General features: G+C 68.8%; 10 protein-coding genes and 1 tRNA gene. 1 reads left to right on the forward strand and 10 read right to left on the reverse strand.

The annotated features are described in order from the left end of the window. Positions 1–180: 180 nt before the first annotated feature. The 8 genes from GFH49_RS24925 to GFH49_RS24960 all read right to left on the reverse strand — a co-directional run bounded on the left by GFH49_RS24925 (position 181) and on the right by GFH49_RS24960 (position 14,029). Complete coding sequence (locus GFH49_RS24925; protein ID WP_155058317.1) at positions 181–561, reverse strand: helix-turn-helix domain-containing protein; 381 nt, start codon at positions 559–561, stop codon at positions 181–183. A 109-nt stretch (positions 562–670) separates the two neighbouring features. After that, positions 671–1,216, reverse strand: a complete 546-nt coding sequence (locus GFH49_RS24930) for a CinA family protein (protein ID WP_155058318.1) — start codon at positions 1,214–1,216, stop codon at positions 671–673. Then, the gene (pgsA, locus tag GFH49_RS24935) at positions 1,213–1,950 is read right to left on the reverse strand and encodes a CDP-diacylglycerol--glycerol-3-phosphate 3-phosphatidyltransferase (RefSeq protein ID WP_155058319.1); all 738 of its coding nucleotides are present in this window, start codon (positions 1,948–1,950) and stop codon (positions 1,213–1,215) included. Before pgsA ends, GFH49_RS24930 begins: the two co-directional genes overlap by 4 nt. Then, positions 1,947–3,419 carry a 30S ribosomal protein S12 methylthiotransferase RimO gene (gene rimO, locus GFH49_RS24940; RefSeq protein ID WP_155058320.1) on the reverse strand — a complete coding sequence of 491 codons (1,473 nt, stop codon included), beginning with the start codon at positions 3,417–3,419 and terminating at the stop codon, positions 1,947–1,949. The genes pgsA and rimO overlap by 4 nt, the downstream gene beginning before the upstream one ends. Before the next feature lie 150 nt (positions 3,420–3,569). Then, on the reverse strand, positions 3,570–4,406 hold the full coding sequence (locus GFH49_RS24945; RefSeq protein ID WP_155058321.1) for a helix-turn-helix domain-containing protein: 837 nt from the start codon (positions 4,404–4,406) through the stop codon (positions 3,570–3,572). A 263-nt stretch (positions 4,407–4,669) separates the two neighbouring features. Next, positions 4,670–7,387, reverse strand: a complete 2,718-nt coding sequence (locus tag GFH49_RS24950; RefSeq protein ID WP_155058322.1) for a DNA translocase FtsK — start codon at positions 7,385–7,387, stop codon at positions 4,670–4,672. A 141-nt stretch (positions 7,388–7,528) separates the two neighbouring features. Next, positions 7,529–8,215 (reverse strand): response regulator, encoded by a 687-nt coding sequence (locus GFH49_RS24955; protein ID WP_155058323.1) that lies wholly within the window; start codon positions 8,213–8,215, stop codon positions 7,529–7,531. A gap of 318 nt (positions 8,216–8,533) precedes the next feature. Further along, entirely contained in the window at positions 8,534–14,029 is a 5,496-nt protein-coding gene (locus GFH49_RS24960) for a HAMP domain-containing protein (protein ID WP_155058324.1), read from the reverse strand. A 374-nt stretch (positions 14,030–14,403) separates the two neighbouring features. On the opposite strand from GFH49_RS24960, the gene GFH49_RS24970 reads away from it, so the two are divergent. Continuing rightward, entirely contained in the window at positions 14,404–17,157 is a 2,754-nt protein-coding gene (locus GFH49_RS24970) for a SpoIIE family protein phosphatase (RefSeq protein ID WP_155058325.1), read from the forward strand. Positions 17,158–17,203: 46 nt separating this feature from the next. Here GFH49_RS24970 and GFH49_RS24975 read toward each other — a convergent pair. Together GFH49_RS24975 and GFH49_RS24980 are read right to left on the reverse strand one after the other, a co-directional pair. Then, a tRNA-Thr gene (locus GFH49_RS24975) sits at positions 17,204–17,279 on the reverse strand. Positions 17,280–17,364: 85 nt separating this feature from the next. Next, on the reverse strand, positions 17,365–18,027 hold the full coding sequence (locus tag GFH49_RS24980) for a DegT/DnrJ/EryC1/StrS family aminotransferase (protein ID WP_155058326.1): 663 nt from the start codon (positions 18,025–18,027) through the stop codon (positions 17,365–17,367). Positions 18,028–18,193: the final 166 nt, after the last annotated feature.

The following is an 18,193-nucleotide window of genomic DNA, read 5'->3' on the forward strand; positions in this document are numbered from 1 at the left end:
CCTCCGTTGGGTCGCCCCGTCACATCTCTCCACCATGACCGCCCCATGCCATACCGGCAAACGGACCAAAGGGGAATACGGGAGCGAGAAAACCCCGGCAGCGCTCCCCCGGATTCTTCCCGGAGGAGCCCCGACCGGGGCTTCACACACTTCGTCAGCTCATGCGCGCACGCGCGTGACTCACGCGGCCACCACGTCCACGGCCTCGGCGGGCGCCTTGATGGTCACCCGTTCCGGTGGCACACCGGTCACCGATACGGAACCCAGCATCGGACGCACCGGCGTGGGTACGGACTCGCTCGAAGTGGCCGCAGCGGACTGGGCCAGCTCGGCGAGTGCGAGCTCGTCACTCACTTCCCGCATGAGTTCGGACATCCGTACGTCCAGCGCGTCGCAGATGGCGGAGAGCAGCTCGGAGGAAGCCTCCTTCTGCCCCCGCTCCACCTCGGAGAGATAGCCGAGTGAGACTCGGGCGGACGAGGAGACTTCGCGCAGAGTACGGCCCTGGCGTTGGCGCTGCCGACGCAGCACGTCACCCAGCAGGCGACGGAGCAGAATCATCGGTGGCTCCCTCCTCGGACCGCGTAGCCGCATCCTTCACGCCCCACCGTACCGCCTTGAGCCGCGGCCGTGCGGGGAGCGATGTCGTGTTCACTCAGGGCTGCAAACATCAAAACCCCCCGTTCTGTTCCGTATCCTGTGCCCGCTCATTCCCGGTCTGTTCGCTCGCAAGGTGCTGCAGGAGGAGAGCGAGTACGCTCCGTACACTCTCCATACGAATTTCCGCCCGCTCGCCGTTCAACCGCAACGCGGCCACTTTCCCGCCACCGGTAGCCGTGAAGTCCCCTGCGAACGGGCCGTCGACGGCGAGGAAAACCGTGCCGACGGGCTGCCCGTCCTGGGGTTCCGGACCGGCGACACCGGTCGTCGCGAGGCCCCAGTCGGCGCCCAGCGCCTTGCGCACTCCGGCCGCCATCTGCGCCGCGACCTGCGGATCCACCGCTCCCCGCTGCGCCAGCAGGGTGGCGTCGACACCGAGCAGTTCATGCTTCAAGTCGGTGGCATAGGCGGTCACCGATCCCCGGAAGGCCTTGGACGCTCCTGGTGCCGCTGTGATTTCCGCCGCAACCAGCCCACCGGTCAGGGATTCGGCGACGGCCAGCGTCTCACCTCTTACGGTGAGTAGTCGCACCAGCTCGGCGGCCGGGGAATTCATGCGTCCGCCTCCTCCGACGCGGCCTTGCGCTCGGCGATTCCCTGCCTGCGCAGCACAATGGCTTGTCTCACATAGTCGAGCCCGGTCACCACGGTCAGCACCACCGCCGCCGCCATCACCCACCACCGCAGGGTGGCGAGCCATCCCGTGAGCGCCAGGACATACATCCCGACCGCCACGCCCTGCGTGAGGGTCTTCAGCTTGCCGCCGCGGCTCGCCGGAATGACGCCGTACCGGATGACGATGAAACGCAGCAGGGTGATACCGAGTTCCCGGCCGAGGATGACGATCGTCACCCACCAGGGCAGATCACCGAGGGCGGACAGACAGATCAGCGCCGCGCCCATGATCGCCTTGTCGGCGATGGGATCGGCGATCTTCCCGAAGTCGGTGACGAGGTTGTACGTGCGTGCCAGATGACCGTCGAACAGGTCGGTGATCATCGCGATGGCGAAGGCCGCCCAGGCGAGCGAGCGCCACGCCGGGTCGTAGCCGCCGTCGGCCAGCATCAGCGCGACGAAGCCGGGGACGAGGACCAGCCGGAGCATGGTCAGGAGGTTGGCGATGTTCCAGACGCTGGCCTGATCGACGGCCGCGGCCGCCAGCTTTCCGCCCCGCGCCGACTTGGCACCGCCCGGTGCACCGGAGTCACCCCCGGAGACGGACGCGGCAGAGGTCACCGGTCCTTTCGCCTTGGCGGAACCGCCCGCGGCGGACGCCGGGACTCCGGTCATCCGGTCGCCTCCTCTCCGTATCCGAGCGAGCCCTGCAATGGCTCGGCCACCAGGTCGACACCTTCGGTACCGACCACCTTCGCCTCGACCATACGACCGACGCCGAGACCTTCGCTGCTCGTGAGCAGCACCTGGCCGTCCGTCTCCGGTGCCTGGTGCAACCCGCGGCCGTACGCGCCCTCCTCGCCGTCGACCGATTCGACGAGCACGTGCACGGTCTCGCCGACGCGCTCCTCCGCGCGCTGCGAGACGAGTTCCTCGGCCAGCCGGGACACGTGCGCCAGTCGCCCGGCGACGACGTCCTCGTCCAGCTTGTGGTCGTACGTCGCCGCCTCGGTTCCCTCCTCGTCGGAGTAGCCGAAGACGCCGATCGCGTCCAGCCGCGCGCCGTTCAGGAATCGCTCCAGCTCGGCCAGGTCGGCCTCGGTCTCGCCGGGGAAGCCCACGATGAAGTTGGAGCGCACGCCGGCCTGCGGAGCCTTGCTCCGGATGGTGCCGAGCAGTTCCAGGAAGCGGTCGGTGTCGCCGAAGCGGCGCATCGCGCGCAGCACATCCGGGGCGGAGTGCTGGAAGGACAGGTCGAAGTAGGGCGCGACCTTCGGAGTCGACGTAAGGACGTCGATGAGCCCGGGGCGCATCTCGGCCGGCTGGAGGTAGCTGACGCGCACCCGCTCGATGCCGTCGACCTCGGCCAGCTCCGGCAGCAGGGACTCCAGCAGCCGGATGTCGCCCAGGTCCTTGCCGTACGACGTGTTGTTCTCGGAGACCAGCATGATCTCCTTGACGCCCTGCTCGGCCAGCCACCGCGTCTCGTTCAGCACGTCACTGGGCCGGCGCGAGATGAAGGAGCCGCGGAAGGACGGGATGGCACAGAAGGAGCAGCGCCGGTCGCAGCCGGAGGCGAGCTTCACCGAGGCCACCGGGGAGCCGTCCAGCCGACGGCGCAGGGGCGCACGCGGACCGGAGACCGGAGCCACGCCCTCCGGCAGGTCGGCCGGAGCGCCGTGGCCGGGGAGGGCCACGTCGGACACCGACTGGCGCTCAGCCGGGCTGATCGGCAGCAGCTTGCGCCGGTCACGCGGGGTGTGGGCGGCGTGGATGCCGCCGCTCAGGATGGTCTGGAGCCGGTCGGAGATGTCCGTGTAGTCGTCGAAGCCGAGTACGCCGTCGGCCTCCGGCAGCGCCTCCGCCAGCTCCTTGCCGTACCGCTCGGCCATGCAGCCCACCGCCACGACGGCCTGGGTTCTGCCATGCCCCTTGAGGTCGTTCGCCTCAAGGAGCGCGTCGACCGAATCCTTCTTGGCGGCCTCGACGAAGCCACACGTGTTGACGACGGCGACATCCGCGTCCTCGGCGGCCGCGACGAGTTCCCAGCCGTCCGCCTCCAAGCGGCCTGCGAGCTCCTCCGAGTCCACCTCGTTACGGGCGCAGCCAAGGGTGACGAGTGCGACGGTACGGCGTTCAGGCATGGGCTCAAGACTACTTCGTCCCACTGACACCCCACGTCGACGGGGTTGGCCGATCTTGGCCAACCCCGTGCCCGCATGCCCTTCAAAGGCAGACTGCCGACAAAATGCGGACTGTCGAAAATGCGCCACCCCGAGACGGACTCGGACCGCTCATCCGGCCTGCGGATCGCCCTTCGTGTACGTCAGCCGCTCGACCGCCCCCGGCTGCCAGTCCTCGTCGATCTTCTTGCCGTTGACGTAGAGCTGGATCGCGCCGGCGTCGCCGAGGACGAGGTTGATCTTCTCGCTGTCCTGGAAGGTCTTGGACTCACCCTGCCTGAGGAGACCGTCGAAGAGGAGCCGGCCGTTGTGGTCCTTGGCCGAGATCCAACTGCGGCCGTCGACGGCGCTGACCCGGACGGTCACCTTGTCCTGGGGCGCTGCCGCGATGGCGCTGTCCGTCGGGTCGGGCTCGGGGTCGTTGGGCTTGGCCGGCGTGGGCGAGGCGGTGTTGCTGGTCGCGGGCGTGGAACCTTCGGCGACCTGGGTCTTGGCGTCGCCCTCGGCATCGCCGCCCCTGAACGCGGTGAACCCGACGAAGCCGACCACGGCGACGATCGCGGCGACCATGGCCGCGGTCCAGTTGGGCCCGCGTCGCTCGGGGCGGATGCGTTCCGCCTCGAAGAGCGGGGCCGGCGCGGTCGGCTCCGGCCGCCCGCCGTGCGCGGCGTCGTACTGGGCGAGCAGCGGAGCCGGGTCGATACCGACGGCCCTGGCCAGGGTCCGGATGTGACCACGGGCGTAGACGTCTCCGCCGCAGGGCGCGAAGTCGTCCGCCTCGATGGCGTGCACGATGGGCAGGCGGACCCGGGTGGCGTTGGTGACATCGTCGACGGTCAGCCCGGCCGTGATGCGTGCCTGCTGAAGGGCACGACCGATCGAAGGGCGGGCTTCCTCACGGTCGTCTTCGAACGGACGCTCGTCTTCAGGGGAGTTGCCGATGGACACGGGGGCGCCTTTCGAGCGTGTAGCCACCTGTGCTGGAGGTTCAGTCTAGGGGGGGTGCGAAAGGGTGGGGCAACCGGGCGGTGGGACTTTGTACGCCATCGGAATGGCCGGACATCCCGATGGTGGGGCGCAAGCTTTTCGCTTCCCTCAACTTGACGTACGCCAAAGGGAAACGGTTGCTCAATGATCCCTTACGCGTGGGTCACGGTTGAGCATCGGCCCGCCGCGCATCCGCACGCAAGATGACCACTGCGACCTGGTTCCTACCCGTCAGACTCCCCACGGATCACGGCCAGCACGCCATCCAGGTCCTCAGGTTTCACAAGAACGTCACGTGCCTTGGAGCCTTCGCTGGGGCCGACGATGCCGCGGGACTCCATGAGGTCCATCAGCCGCCCGGCCTTGGCGAAACCGACCCGCAGTTTGCGCTGGAGCATCGAGGTGGACCCGAACTGCGTCGACACGACCAGCTCGGCCGCCTGGCACAGCAGATCGAGGTCGTCGCCGATCTCCTCGTCGATCTCCTTCTTCTGCTTGGTGCCCACGGTGACGTCGTCCCGGAAGACGGGCGCCATCTGGTCCTTGCAGTGCTGGACGACGGCCGCGACCTCGTCCTCGGTCACGAAGGCGCCCTGCATACGGGTCGGCTTGTTCGCCCCCATCGGCAGGAACAGCCCGTCACCTTTGCCGATCAGCTTCTCGGCACCGGGCTGGTCGAGGATGACCCGCGAGTCCGCCAGCGACGAGGTCGCGAAGGCCAGCCGCGACGGCACATTGGCCTTGATCAGACCGGTCACGACATCCACCGACGGCCGCTGCGTCGCCAGCACCAGGTGGATGCCGGCCGCGCGCGCGAGCTGCGTGATCCGCACGATCGCGTCCTCGACGTCCCGCGGCGCGACCATCATCAGGTCGGCGAGCTCATCGACGATCACCAGCAGATACGGGTACGGCTGCAGCTCCCGCTCACTGCCCTCGGGCGACTTCACCTTGCCGTCGCGCACGGCCGCGTTGAAGTCGTCGATGTGCCGATAGCCGTACGCCGCCAGATCGTCGTACCGGAGGTCCATTTCCCGTACGACCCACTGGAGCGCCTCGGCGGCCCGCTTCGGGTTGGTGATGATCGGCGTGATCAGATGCGGAATGCCCTCGTAGGCGGTCAGCTCGACGCGCTTGGGGTCGACGAGGACCATGCGTACGTCCTCGGGAGTCGCGCGGACCATGATGGACGTAATCAGGCAGTTAATGCACGACGATTTACCGGAACCGGTGGCTCCGGCGACGAGCATGTGCGGCATCTTCGCCAGGTTGTGCATGACGTAGCCGCCCTCGACGTCCTTGCCGAAGGCCACCAGCATCGGATGGTCGTCCTCGGCGGCCGCCGCGAGCCGCAGGACGTCCCCGAGGTTGACCATCTCGCGGTCGGTGTTCGGGATCTCGATGCCGACCGCCGACTTGCCGGGGATCGGGCTGATGATCCGCACGTCCGGGCTGGCGACGGCGTACGCGATGTTCTTCGTCAGCGCGGTGATCCGCTCGACCTTCACGGCGGGGCCGAGTTCGACCTCGTACCGCGTGACCGTCGGCCCGCGCGTGAAGCCGGTGACGGCCGCGTCGACCTTGAACTCGGAGAAGACATTCGTGAGCGAGGCGACGATGGCGTCGTTCGCCGCGCTGCGCGCCTTGCCGGGGCCTCCCCGCGTGAGCAGGTCGAGCGACGGCAGGGAGTAGGTGATGTCTCCGGAGAGCTGGAGCTGCTCGGCGCGCGGCGGCAGGTCGCGGATCTCGCCTGGGGCGGCCTTCGTGAGATCGGGTACGCCCGTCTTGAGCTTCTCCTGCTTCGGCCGCGCGGCCGGGACCGGCGCCGGCGTCGGGGTGGCCTCCTCGCGGTCGCCGACGCTCACGCCCTGGGTGAGGTCGGCGACGATCGGCGAGGGCGGCATGCCGTGCATGACGGCACCGTCCAGCGCGGCAGCGGCAGCGGCCGCGACGTCCACGGCGTCCATCTGCCGGTCCATCGCGGGCTGGGGCACCGCGGAGCGCCGCGGGCGACCGCGACGCTGCGAGAGGGCCTCCTGCTCCGCGCTGTCGGGGTCGTACGCCTCGGGCTTGGGTCCACGCCTGCGCGGACGCGCGGGCAGCGCTTCCCGCCACTGGTCGTCGTAGCGCTCGTCGTCGGTGTACTCGTCCTCGTCCTCGTCATCGGCCGGGTCGTGGAGGAGCCCGAGCTTCCTGCCGAGCAGCCGCAGCCGCTGCGGAATCGCGTTGACCGGGGTCGCAGTGACGACCAGCAGCCCGAAGATCGTGAGCAGCACGAGCATCGGCACGGCGAGCATCTCGCCCATGGCATACGTCAGTGGGGTCGCCGCGCCCCAGCCGATGAGACCGCCGGCGGCCCTTATGGCCTGCATGCCGTCGCTGCGCGCGGGCGAACCGCAGGCGATGTGGACCTGGCCGAGCACACCGATGAGGAGCGCCGACAGGCCGATCACGATGCGGCCGTTGGCCTCGGGCTGCTCGGGGTGCCGGATGAAGCGCACGGCGATCAGGGCGAGCAGCAGCGGCACCAGCAGGTCGAGGCGGCCGAAGGCGCCGGTGACCAGAACTTCGACCAGATCACCGACCGGACCGCGCAGGTTGGACCAGGTGCCCGCGGCCACGATCAGCGCGAGTCCGAGCAGGAGCAGGGCGATGCCGTCCTTGCGGTGCGCCGGGTCGAGGTTCTTCGCGCCTTGCCCTATGCCCCGGAAGACCGCACCCACGGCGTGCGCGGCGCCGAGCCAGATCGCTCGCACGAGCCAGACGATGCCCCCGGTGGGGTTCGGCGCCGGCTTGGGCGGGGGCTTCTTGGCCGCGGCCTTCTTGGCGGGCGCCTTCTTCGCCGGGGCCTTTTTGGCGGCGGCCTTCTTCGCCGGAGCCTTCGCCGAAGCGGCAGCCTTCTTCGCGGGCTGCTTCTTGGCTGCGGAGGGACGTGAGGCCATAGGTGTGAGATTACCGGTGGAGACGACAGGGGACACGTGTGCCCAGTGCTTCACCCGTTCGTGTCGCGCTTGCCGGGGCGGGAAACTGACGCGCGCTCAAACGCCATGTGCACGCAGGCACAACGGCGTCTGCGGCGGGCGTCAGTTCTGCGAGGGCACCGACGGGGCTCCGCTGCCCGTGCCCGGTTCCAGGGCGTCCAGCGCCCGGCGCAGGCCGGTGAGTTTGCGCTCAAGATGGGCGGCCGTGGCCACCGCCGCCGCGTCCGCGGACTCGTCGTCGAGTTGCTTGGACAGCGCCTCGGCCTGCTCCTCCACGGCCGCGAGCCGCGCCGACAGCTCGGCGAGCAGCCCGGCAGGCTCCTTCGCCTCGCCGACCGCGGTCTTGCCCCCGCCGCCCTCCAACTGGAGCCGCAGCAGGGCCGCCTGCTCCCGGAGTTGGCAGTTCTTCATGTAGAGCTCGACGAACACAGAGACCTTCGCGCGCAGCACCCACGGGTCGAAGGGCTTGGAGATGTAGTCGACCGCGCCCGCCGCATAGCCGCGGAAGGTGTGATGCGGGCCGTGGTTGATGGCGGTGAGGAAGATGATCGGGATGTCCCGGGTCCGTTCTCGCCGCTTGATGTGCGCGGCGGTTTCGAAACCGTCCATGCCCGGCATCTGGACATCCAGCAGAATGACCGCGAAGTCGTCCGTGAGCAGTGCTTTGAGCGCTTCCTCCCCGGACGATGCCCGCACCAGCGTCTGATCGAGCGCGGAGAGGATGGCCTCCAGCGCCAGCAGATTCTCCGGCCGGTCATCGACCAGGAGGATCTTGGCCTTCTGCACCATGGCCCGCCCTCCTCGCCCCGGCTTGGGGCCTCCCCTGTCCTCAGGACTTGGGGTGGCGCCGGTGCGCGCCGCCCCAGGGGACGACTCCCTTGCGCCGTCCGTCCTTGTGCCGGTCATGGTAGCCGCACCCTGCCTGTCGCCACACCCTGTCACCGCGATGTCACTGTGCACGTAGCAGAAACGCAGCAGGAGACCAGAAGGTTCCCCGTATCCCGTACTTCTACACGGCTTCGGCCACACTGAGTCAGCAACTCCGGGTGAACACCGAAGGTCCCCACTACTTCCCCGCCGCTTCGCCTCGCGGCCCGACGGTTCCCGTCACTCCTCCGTCATCCACTGTTGCATCACCGCCAGCAGATGGTCGGGGTCGACCGGCTTCGTCACATAGTCGGAGGCGCCCGACTCGATCGCCTTCTCCCGGTCGCCCTTCATCGCCTTCGCGGTGAGCGCGATGATCGGCAGCCCGGCGAACTGCGGCATCCTGCGGATCGCCGTCGTCGTCGCATACCCATCCATCTCGGGCATCATGATGTCCATCAGGACGACCGCCACATCGTCGTGCTGCTCCAGGACCTCGATGCCCTCACGGCCGTTCTCCGCGTACAGCACGGACAGGCCGTGCTGTTCCAGGACGCTGGTCAGCGCGAAGACATTGCGGATGTCGTCGTCGACGATCAGCACCTTCTGCCCGCCGAACCGGATGCCCCGGTGCGACCGTGTCGCCGCGTCCTGGTCCGCGGCGGGCCAGCGCTCCTGCGCCGCCTGCCCCAGTTGCTCGGGCGCGACGGGCGTGGCCCTGCGCCGGCGCCGGAAGAGCGCGGCGGCGCCGTTCTGCGTCTCGCGGTACGACTTCACCTCGGCCGGCGTCTCGATCTCCACCTCGGACAGCTCCGACAGGTCGGCCGCGGCCAGGGACGCGGACACCACCAGATCGCCGGCCTCCAGCGCCGGCAGCCCCTGCTGGTAGCCCTGCGGCGGCAGTTCGCTCGGGTGCAGCGGCAGATACAGCGTGAACGTCGAGCCGCGTCCCGGCTCGCTCTGCGCGTGGATCTCCCCGCCGAGCAGTTGGGCGATCTCCCGCGAGATCGACAGCCCCAGGCCGGTCCCGCCGTACTTCCGGCTGGTCGTGCCGTCCGCCTGCTTGAACGCCTCGAAGATCACCCGCATCTTGCTGGCCGCGATGCCGATGCCCGTGTCGGTCACCGAGAACGCGATCAGATCCGCGTCCGCGTCACGCAGCGAGCCGGTCTCCAGGAGCTGGTCGCGAATCGCCAGCGGGACGTCCGCGCCGGCCGGCCGGATCACCAGCTCGACCGACCCGGAGTCGGTGAACTTCACCGCGTTGGACAGCAGATTGCGCAGCACCTGAAGCAGCCGCTGCTCGTCGGTGTGCAGCGTGGCGGGCAGTTCCGGAGACACCCGTACGGACAGGTCGAGGCCCTTCTCCGCGGTCAGCGGGCGGAACGTGGCCTCCACGTAGTCGACGAGCTGGACGAGCGCGATACGCGTCGGCGAGACGTCCATCTTGCCCGCCTCGACCTTCGACAGATCGAGGATGTCGTTGATCAGCTGGAGCAGATCGGAGCCGGCGCCATGGATCGTCTCGGCGAACTCCACCTGCTTGGGGGTGAGGTTGGAGTCCGCGTTGTCGGCGAGCAACTTGGCCAGAATCAGCAGCGAGTTGAGCGGCGTACGCAACTCGTGCGACATGTTCGCCAGGAACTCGCTCTTGTAGCGCATGGAGACGGCGAGTTGCTCGGCACGCTCCTCCAGGACCTGCCGCGCCTCCTCGATCTCGGTGTTCTTGACCTCGATGTCGCGGTTCTGCTGGGCCAGCAGCTCGGCCTTCTCCTCCAGTTCGGCGTTGGAATCCTGGAGGGCCTTCTGCCGGTTCTCCAACTCCGCCGACCGCTCACGGAGTTGCTCGGTCAGCTCCTGCGACTGCCTCAGCAGCACCTCGGTCTTGGTATTGACGGAGATGGTGTTGACGCTGGTCGCGATCATCTCGGCGATCTGGTTGAGGAAGTCCTTCTGGATCTGCGTGAAGGGAGTGAAGGAGGCCAGCTCGATGACGCCGAGCACCTTGCCCTCGAACAGCACCGGTAGGACGATCACCTGCGCGGGCGGTGCCTCGCCGAGCCCCGAGGAGATCTTCAGATAGCCGCTCGGCGCGTTCTCCACGAGGATCGTGCGCTTCTCCTGGGCGGCCGTCCCGATCAGCGCCTCACCGGGCCGGAACGACGTAGGCATGGAGCCCATCGAGTAGCCGTACGAGCCGAGCATGCGCAGCTCGTACGCATCCTCCTGGTCCCCGCTGATGTCCTTGCCGTCGAGCAGCGGCATGGCGAGGAAGAACGCGCCGTGCTGCGCGGAGACCACCGGCGTCAGCTCGCTCATGATCAGCGAGGCCACGTCGTCGAGGTCGCGGCGGCCCTGCATGAGCGCGGAAATCCGGGCGAGATTGCCCTTGAGCCAGTCCTGCTCCTTGTTGGCGATCGTGGTGTCGCGCAGGTTGGCGATCATCTTGTTGATGTAGTCCTGGAGTTCCTGGATCTCGCCGGAAGCGTCGACGTCGATCTTCAGGTTGAGGTCGCCACGGGTCACCGCGGTCGCCACGCGCGCGATGGCACGCACCTGCCGAGTGAGGTTTCCTGCCATTTCGTTCACGGACTCGGTGAGGTCGCGCCAGGTGCCGTCGACGTCACGCACGCGTGCCTGACCGCCGAGCTGGCCTTCCGTGCCCACCTCGCGGGCGACTCGGGTGACCTCCTCGGCGAAGGAGGAGAGCTGGTCGACCATCGTGTTGATCGTCGTCTTGAGCTCCAGGATCTCACCGCGGGCGTCGATGTCGATCTTCTTGGACAGGTCACCCTTGGCGATGGCGGTCGTGACCAGGGCGATGTTCCGCACCTGACCGGTCAGGTTGGACGCCATCTGGTTCACGGACTCGGTGAGGTCCTTCCACGTGCCGGCCACGCCCGGTACGTGCGCCTGCCCGCCGAGGATGCCGTCCGTGCCCACCTCGCGGGCCACCTTGGTGACCTGGTCGGCGAACGAACTCAGCGTCTTCACCATGGTGTTGAAGGTGTCCGCGAGCTGCGCGACCTCACCCCGCGCCTCGATCGTCACCGTCCGGGTCAGATCGCCGTTGGCGACGGCCGCCGCGACCTGGGAGATGTTCCGCACCTGCATGGTCAGGTTCTTGGCCATCAGGTTGACGTTGCCGCTGAGGTCCTTCCAGATGCCGGTGACGCCCGGCACATGCGCCTGGCCGCCGAGGATGCCCTCGGTGCCCACCTCGCGGGCCACGCGGGTCACCTGTTCGGCGAAGGACGACAACTGGTCGACCATCGTGTTCACGGTGGTGACGAGTTCGAGGATCTCGCCCTTCGCGTCGACGGTGATCTTCTTCGACAGGTCGCCCTTGGCGACAGCCGTCGTGACCTCGGCGATCTGACGCACCTGGATGGTCAGGTTGTTCGCCATGAAGTTCACGGACTGGGTGAGGTCCTTCCAGGTGCCGGAGACGCCCTGCACCTCGGCCTGACCGCCCAGCTGGCCCTCCGTACCCACCTCACGGGCGACCCGGGTGACCTCCTCCGCGAACGACGACAGCTGGTCGACCATCGTGTTCAGGGTGTTCTTCAGCTCCAGGATCTCGCCGCGCGCGTCCACGGTGATCTTCTGGGACAGGTCACCCCGCGCCACCGCCGTCGCGACCTGCGCGATGTTGCGCACCTGGGCGGTGAGGTTTCCTGCCATTCCGTTCACGGAGTCGGTCAGGTCACGCCAGACGCCGGCGACGCCGGGCACCTGCGCCTGCCCGCCGAGGCGGCCCTCCGTACCCACCTCGCGGGCGACCCGGGTCACCTGGTCGGCGAAGGCGGACAGCTGGTCGACCATCGTGTTGATGGTGTTCTTCAGCTCCAGGATCTCGCCGCGCGCGTCGACGTCGATCTTCTGGGACAGGTCACCCCGCGCCACCGCCGTCGTCACCTGGGCGATCTGCCGCACCTGCGAGGTGAGGTTGCCGCCCATGAAGTTGACGGAGTCGGTGAGCTCCTTCCACGTACCGGACACGCCCGGTACGACGGCCTGTCCGCCCAGCCGACCCTCCGTGCCCACGTCCCGCGCCATCCGGGTCACCTGATCCGCGAAGGCCGACAGCTGGTCCACCATCGTGTTCACGGTGTTCTTCAGCTGGAGCATCTCGCCGGAGACGTCCACGGTGACCTTCTGCGACAGGTCACCGTTGGCCACCGCTGTGGTGACCTGGGCGATGTTCCTCACCTGTCCGGTGAGATTCCGGAACGCGGTGTTGACAGAGTCCGTCAGGTCCTTCCACGTCCCCGCCGCCCCCGGCACCTGCGCCTGCCCGCCCAGCTCACCCTCGACACCGACCTCCCGCGCCACACGCGTGACCTCGGAACCGAAGGACGACAGCTGGTCCACCATCGTGTTGACGGTGTTCTTCAGCTCCAGCATCTCGCCCGCCACGTCGACGGTGACCTTCTGCGACAGGTCGCCGCTGGCCACGGCGGTCGTCACGGCGGCGATGTCCCGCACCTGGGTGGTCAGGTTCCGGAAGACCGTGTTGACGGAGTCCGTCAGGTCCTTCCACGTCCCCGCGGCGCCCGGCACATTCGCCTGGCCGCCCAGCCGCCCCTCGGCACCGACCTCGTTGGCCACACGGGTGACCTCGTCGGCGAAAATCCGCAGCGTCTCGGTCATCTGGTTGATCGTGTCGGCGAGTTGCGCGACCTCGCCGCGCGCCGACACCGTCACCTTCCGCGACAGATCGCCGTTGGCCACCGCCGTCGTGACCTGCGCGATGCCGCGCACCTGGGCCGTCAGGTTGCCGGCCATGAGGTTCACCGAATCGGTGAGGTCCTTCCACACGCCGGCCACACCCGGCACCTGCGCCTGCCCGCCCAGCTCGCCCTCGGTGCCCACCTCGCGCGCGACTCGCGTCACCTCGGAGGAGAAGGACGACAGCTGGTCCACCATCGTGTTGACGGTGTTCTTGAGTTCCAGCATCTCGCCGGCCACATGAACCGTGACCTTCCGGGACAAGTCGCCCTTCGCCACCGCGGTCGTCACCAGCGCGATGTCCCGCACCTGGGCCGTCAGCCGGTACGCCATCGTGTTGACGGAATCCGTGAGGTCCTTCCACGAACCCGACATACCGCGCACCTGGGCCTGCCCGCCCAGCTTGCCCTCGGTCCCGACCTCACTGGCCACACGCGTGACCTCGTCGGTGAACGTCGACAGCTGGTCGACCAGATTGTTGACCGTCCGCCCGACCTTCAGGAACTCCCCTCGCAAGGGCTGCCCCGCGGTGCCGTCCGGCGCCTGCGTCCGCAGCTCCATACGCGGCGACAGATCGCCCTCCGCCACCGCGGAGAGCACCCGGCCGACCTCGGAGACCGGTCGTACGAGATCGTCGACCAGGGCGTTCGAGGCGTCGATGGCCGCCGCCCAGGAGCCCTCACAGGCGCCCGATTCCAGCCGTTCTGTGAGCTTTCCCTCACGCCCCACCATGCGTCGCACGCGCGACAGCTCACCCGTCAAATGCAGATTGCGGTCGGCCACCTCGTTGAAGACCGCGGCGATCTCCGACATCACGCCGTCCCCGGACACCGTGAGTCGCTTGCGGAAGTTCCCGTCCCGCATCGACACGAGAGCCGCCAGCAGTCTGTCCAGGGCGGCTGTGTCCAGCGTGGTGGTCCCACCACGCGGTTTGCGCTGTTTGCTCAGGGACTGTCCGCCTTTCGCGCGCGTATGAGTGCCCCGCGTCGCTGCGCCAGACTCCACTTGTCCCTCCCGCAGGGGTCGACCGTTACTGCTGTGCTCGCGTGCTACTGCTCGGCGTACCAGTTACTACTGCGTATTCCTGCCGGATATACCAGGCCACACCTGGGGCTGCTGCCCGCCGTGAGCGGATCTCACTCTGCCTGCCCGGACCTTCACAAGAAGCTTGCCCAGTGTTTCACCCTCGCTGAACCCGGCCATAACAGTTCGGCAGCTTCCCACACCGTCCGCACACCCTCCGGACGGAAACACTGCAGACCGGCATCCGCATGGACGGGGAAGGTAAGTAACCTTGCATGCGGCTGTCCAGCCGCGCCGGTCCGTCCGGCCTGGGCGGTGGCACGAGTACGAGCGGGCATCGGAGGGGCGGCCGCACCATGACCACCGGACTGATCCCGGGGGGACATCCCCCGGACCCCCGGCCGACCGACGGCCTGCCGTCGCAAACGCGACGGGAGCCGGTCGGCCACGGAGCCCTGCACGTCGACAACCGGTCGAGGAGTTCTGTGATCACCGCGCGCGCGGCCGCCAGCTTCGAGCCCGTCGGGCGATCGGTCGCGGTCGCCCGCTCCTTCGTCCGCGACACACTCCAAGGCTGGGGCTTCGCCGACATCGTCGACGACGCCGTGGTCCTCACCAGCGAACTGGTGACCAACGCCGTCGTCCACGCGGGCACCTCCGCGGACGTCCTGTGCCTGCGCAGTGACGACGGCGTCCGGATCGAAGTCGCCGACCGTTATCCGGAGCGCGAGATCCCGCTCCAGGGCTCGGCCGTCAACATGGGCAGCCCGGACCGCGAGGGCGGGCGCGGCCTCCAGCTGTGCGCGGCGCTGGCCGGCCGCTGGGGCGTCGAGTACACACCCACGCACAAGCAGGTCTGGTTCCAACTAGACCTCCCTGAGCGCGCGGTGGGCACCCGCGCGGCAGGCCCCTCGCTCCCCGCCGACCTCCTGCCGCTCGCCGACGGCCGCGTCCGCGTCGCCGTCGTCCAGATCGACCGCAGCGGCTCCATCACCGCCTGGAACGAGGACGCCGAGGAACTCTTCGGCTACGCCTCCGAACAGGTCACCGGCAAGCCCCTGACCGACCTCGCGGCCTGGCCGCACACCCCAGGCACCAGCACCGGCATCGCGGAGGCGCTCCAACTCTCGCGCTGGGAAGGCAGTTACGGCATCCGCGGTGCCAACGGACGGGTGACCCCGGTGTACGCCTCCCACCTCAGGGTCCGCGACACGAGCGGCGAGCCGTCCACGGTCTGCCTGCTCGTACGGAACCACGAACGCGCCGTCCTGCAGACACCGTCGCGCCTGCCCGCTTCCGACTCCGCCACCTCCGCCGACGGCCAGAGCACCGACCCCTTCGAGGTGTTCATCGGCTCCCCGGCCCCGGACGACCTCGACGGCCTCCTGCAGCGCACCGTGGAACGCGCCCGCGACATGCTCGACGGCGACAGCGCGTTCCTGCTCCTCGCCACCGACGACGAAACGGAGTTGGAGGTCCGCGCCTCCACTGGCCTGCCCTCCGCCCGCCAGCGCTTCGCCCGCGTCCCCGTCGAGGCGGGCCCCGGCCGCTACGGCTCGGCCCGCATGCCGGCGGTCCACGAGGACCTCACCATGGTCCCCGGCGCCGTACCCCTGCTGAGCGGCACGGGCATGCGCTCGGTCGTCACCGTCCCGCTGAAGGTCGAGGGCCGCCTCACCGGCTCCCTGGGCGTCGCCGCGGAGGCCCCCGGCAGATACTCCAACGAGGAGGCACTGCGCCTCCAATTCGCCGCGGACCGCATCGCGCTGGCCGTCGAGTCGGCCCGTCTGGGTGAACTGGAGCGCCTGCGCCGAGGCTCGCTGAGCTTCCTGGTCGAGGCCTCCGACCTGCTCGCCGGCACGCTCGACCGCGACCAGACACTCGCCCTCATGGCCCAGATGACGGTCCCGACCCTGGCCACCTGGTGCGCGGTCTACACGATCGCCGATCAGGCCTCGGAGCCGTACCTGTCGTACGTCCTGCACGAGGACGAGGAACTCATCGACGGCATCAAGTCGTTGCTCTCGAAGGTCGCCCCGCCGGATCCCGTGCCCACGCCCGGCGCCCGCGTCTGGTCGGCCCCCGCCGAGGCCGCACACCAGGCGGCGCTGCGCACGTCCATGCGCAGCCTCGGCCTGGGCGAGCCCCTCCCGCGCGTCAGCTCGGGCATCGGCCCGACCCTGGCCACGGCCTCAGCGGTCGGCGGCGAGACAGTGGTCCTGCCCCTCGTGGCCCGCAATCGAGTCATCGGCATGCTGACGCTCGGCAAGCCGACCGACGAACACTTCCGCCAGGAAATCCTGGAGCTGGCCGAGGACTTGTCCCGCCGAGCCGCCCTGGCCCTGGACAACGCCCGCCTCTACTCCGAGCGCACCGCCATCAGCCAGTCCCTCCAGCGCAGCCTCCTGCCGCCCGAACTCCCCGAGATCGACGGCGTCGAGGTCGAGGTCATCTACCGCGCAGCCGGCGAGGGCAACGAGGTGGGCGGCGACTTCTACGACCTCTTCCCCATCACCGACAGCGCCTACGGCTTCGCCATCGGCGACGTCTGCGGTACGGGCCCGAACGCGGCGGCGGTCACCGGCCTGGCCCGGCACGCCCTGCGCCTGCTCGCCCGCGAGGGCCTGAGCGGCCCGGCGGTACTGGAGCGCCTGAACTCCGCCATCCTCGACGAGGGCGCCCGCAGCCGCTTCCTGACCCTCCTGTACGGCGAGATGCGCCCGCAGGACGACGGCAGCGCGGAACTGAAGGTGGTCTGCGCCGGCCACCCGCTACCCCTCCGCCTGCGCCAGGACGGCACGGTCGAACCGGCCGCAGAACCCCAGCCGCTCCTCGGCGTCATGGAGGATCTCGAACTGTACGAGCAGACGGTCACCCTGGACCCCGGCGACGTTTTCCTGTGCGTCACGGACGGCGTCACCGAACGCCGCGAGGGCACCCGCATGCTGGGCGACGACGGCCTCACCGACGTCCTCACGACCTGCACGGGCCTCACGGCCGGCGCCGTCGCGGCTCGCATCATGCGCGCCGTGGAGCGCTTCGCATCCGACGCCCCGTCCGACGACATGGCGATCCTGGCGATGCGAGTCCCGGGACTCCACAAGGACTAGGACAACAGCAAAAAGGCCCCCCGCCGATGGGCGGGAGGCCTTTCACTGGAGCCCCCAAACGGAATCGAACCGTTGACCTTCTCCTTACCATGGAGACGCTCTGCCGACTGAGCTATAGGGGCCTGTCGCCTTCCCGGAGGCTTCCCTCACGGCGACGAAATAGATCATACCCTGAACAGACTCCTGCTCCCAACCACGCTCTTCCCTTCAGAAGGCGGGCTGAAGCAGTCCCCCCAGGGCGTTGCACGCTGACACTATTCGATGCATGTCCCGCTTCGTCAACGACGCGTCCACAGGCAGCGCCAGCGTCTCGTCCGCGGCCCGCTCGGTCTCCGGAAGAGAGACACACCGACGGAACTCCGGCAGCCGATGCACGGGCGTCTTCACCGGCACACGGCACTCAACTCCCCTGGCCCGCAAGGCCCGAGCGAAGACGTCCCGGTCGGGCCGCCCGTTCCCCGGCACCCGCACGACGTACTGCTGGTAGGTGTGCCCGACACCACCATCGGGCGTCTGCACACCCCGCAACTTCGCATCGAGATAGGAAGCGCGCTCCCTGCGCTGAGCAACTTCGTCATACGGCGCCTCGGACTCCCCCTGCTCCAGCACCAGCAGCCCATGCCGCTGCCCGAGCCCATACAGCCGCGCGATGTCCGCCGGCCGACCGAAGCGGTGTACGACAACCAGGGCCACCGTCCGCGGAGTTACGGCCGCCTCGACCACGGACGTGTCCAGGCAGTACGTCACCGGGTCTATATCGGCGAACACCGGCACCGCACCGGCCGTCGCCACGGCCTCGGCGACCTCCACGTTCCCGAACGCCGGGACGACGACCTCGTCACCGACTCCGACACCGGCAGCCCGGAGCATTGCAGCAGTACCCATGCTACGGATGCTGGGTGCGCAACGTGAACTTCAAGTGACTCAGAACAAAAAAGGGTTGGACCCGGAACTGAAGTTCCGGGTCCAACCCTTTCAAATTTTGTTCGGCGGTGTCCTACTCTCCCACAGGGTCCCCCCTGCAGTACCATCGGCG

It is taken from the genome of Streptomyces blattellae (genome assembly GCF_009709555.1).
Lineage (GTDB): Bacteria > Actinomycetota > Actinomycetes > Streptomycetales > Streptomycetaceae > Streptomyces > Streptomyces blattellae.

Bases quoted from the DNA above. Each gene is read 5' to 3' on its own strand.
- GFH49_RS24925 (WP_155058317.1), bottom strand. From the start codon at position 561: ATGATTCTGCTCCGTCGCCTGCTGGGTGACGTGCTGCGTCGGCAGCGC.
- GFH49_RS24930 (WP_155058318.1), bottom strand. From the start codon at position 1,216: ATGAATTCCCCGGCCGCCGAGCTGGTGCGACTACTCACCGTAAGAGGT.
- pgsA (WP_155058319.1), bottom strand. From the start codon at position 1,950: ATGACCGGAGTCCCGGCGTCCGCCGCGGGCGGTTCCGCCAAGGCGAAA.
- rimO (WP_155058320.1), bottom strand. From the start codon at position 3,419: ATGCCTGAACGCCGTACCGTCGCACTCGTCACCCTTGGCTGCGCCCGT.
- GFH49_RS24950 (WP_155058322.1), bottom strand. From the start codon at position 7,387: ATGGCCTCACGTCCCTCCGCAGCCAAGAAGCAGCCCGCGAAGAAGGCT.
- GFH49_RS24955 (WP_155058323.1), bottom strand. From the start codon at position 8,215: ATGGTGCAGAAGGCCAAGATCCTCCTGGTCGATGACCGGCCGGAGAAT.
- GFH49_RS24970 (WP_155058325.1), top strand. From the start codon at position 14,404: ATGACCACCGGACTGATCCCGGGGGGACATCCCCCGGACCCCCGGCCG.
- GFH49_RS24980 (WP_155058326.1), bottom strand. From the start codon at position 18,027: ATGCTCCGGGCTGCCGGTGTCGGAGTCGGTGACGAGGTCGTCGTCCCG.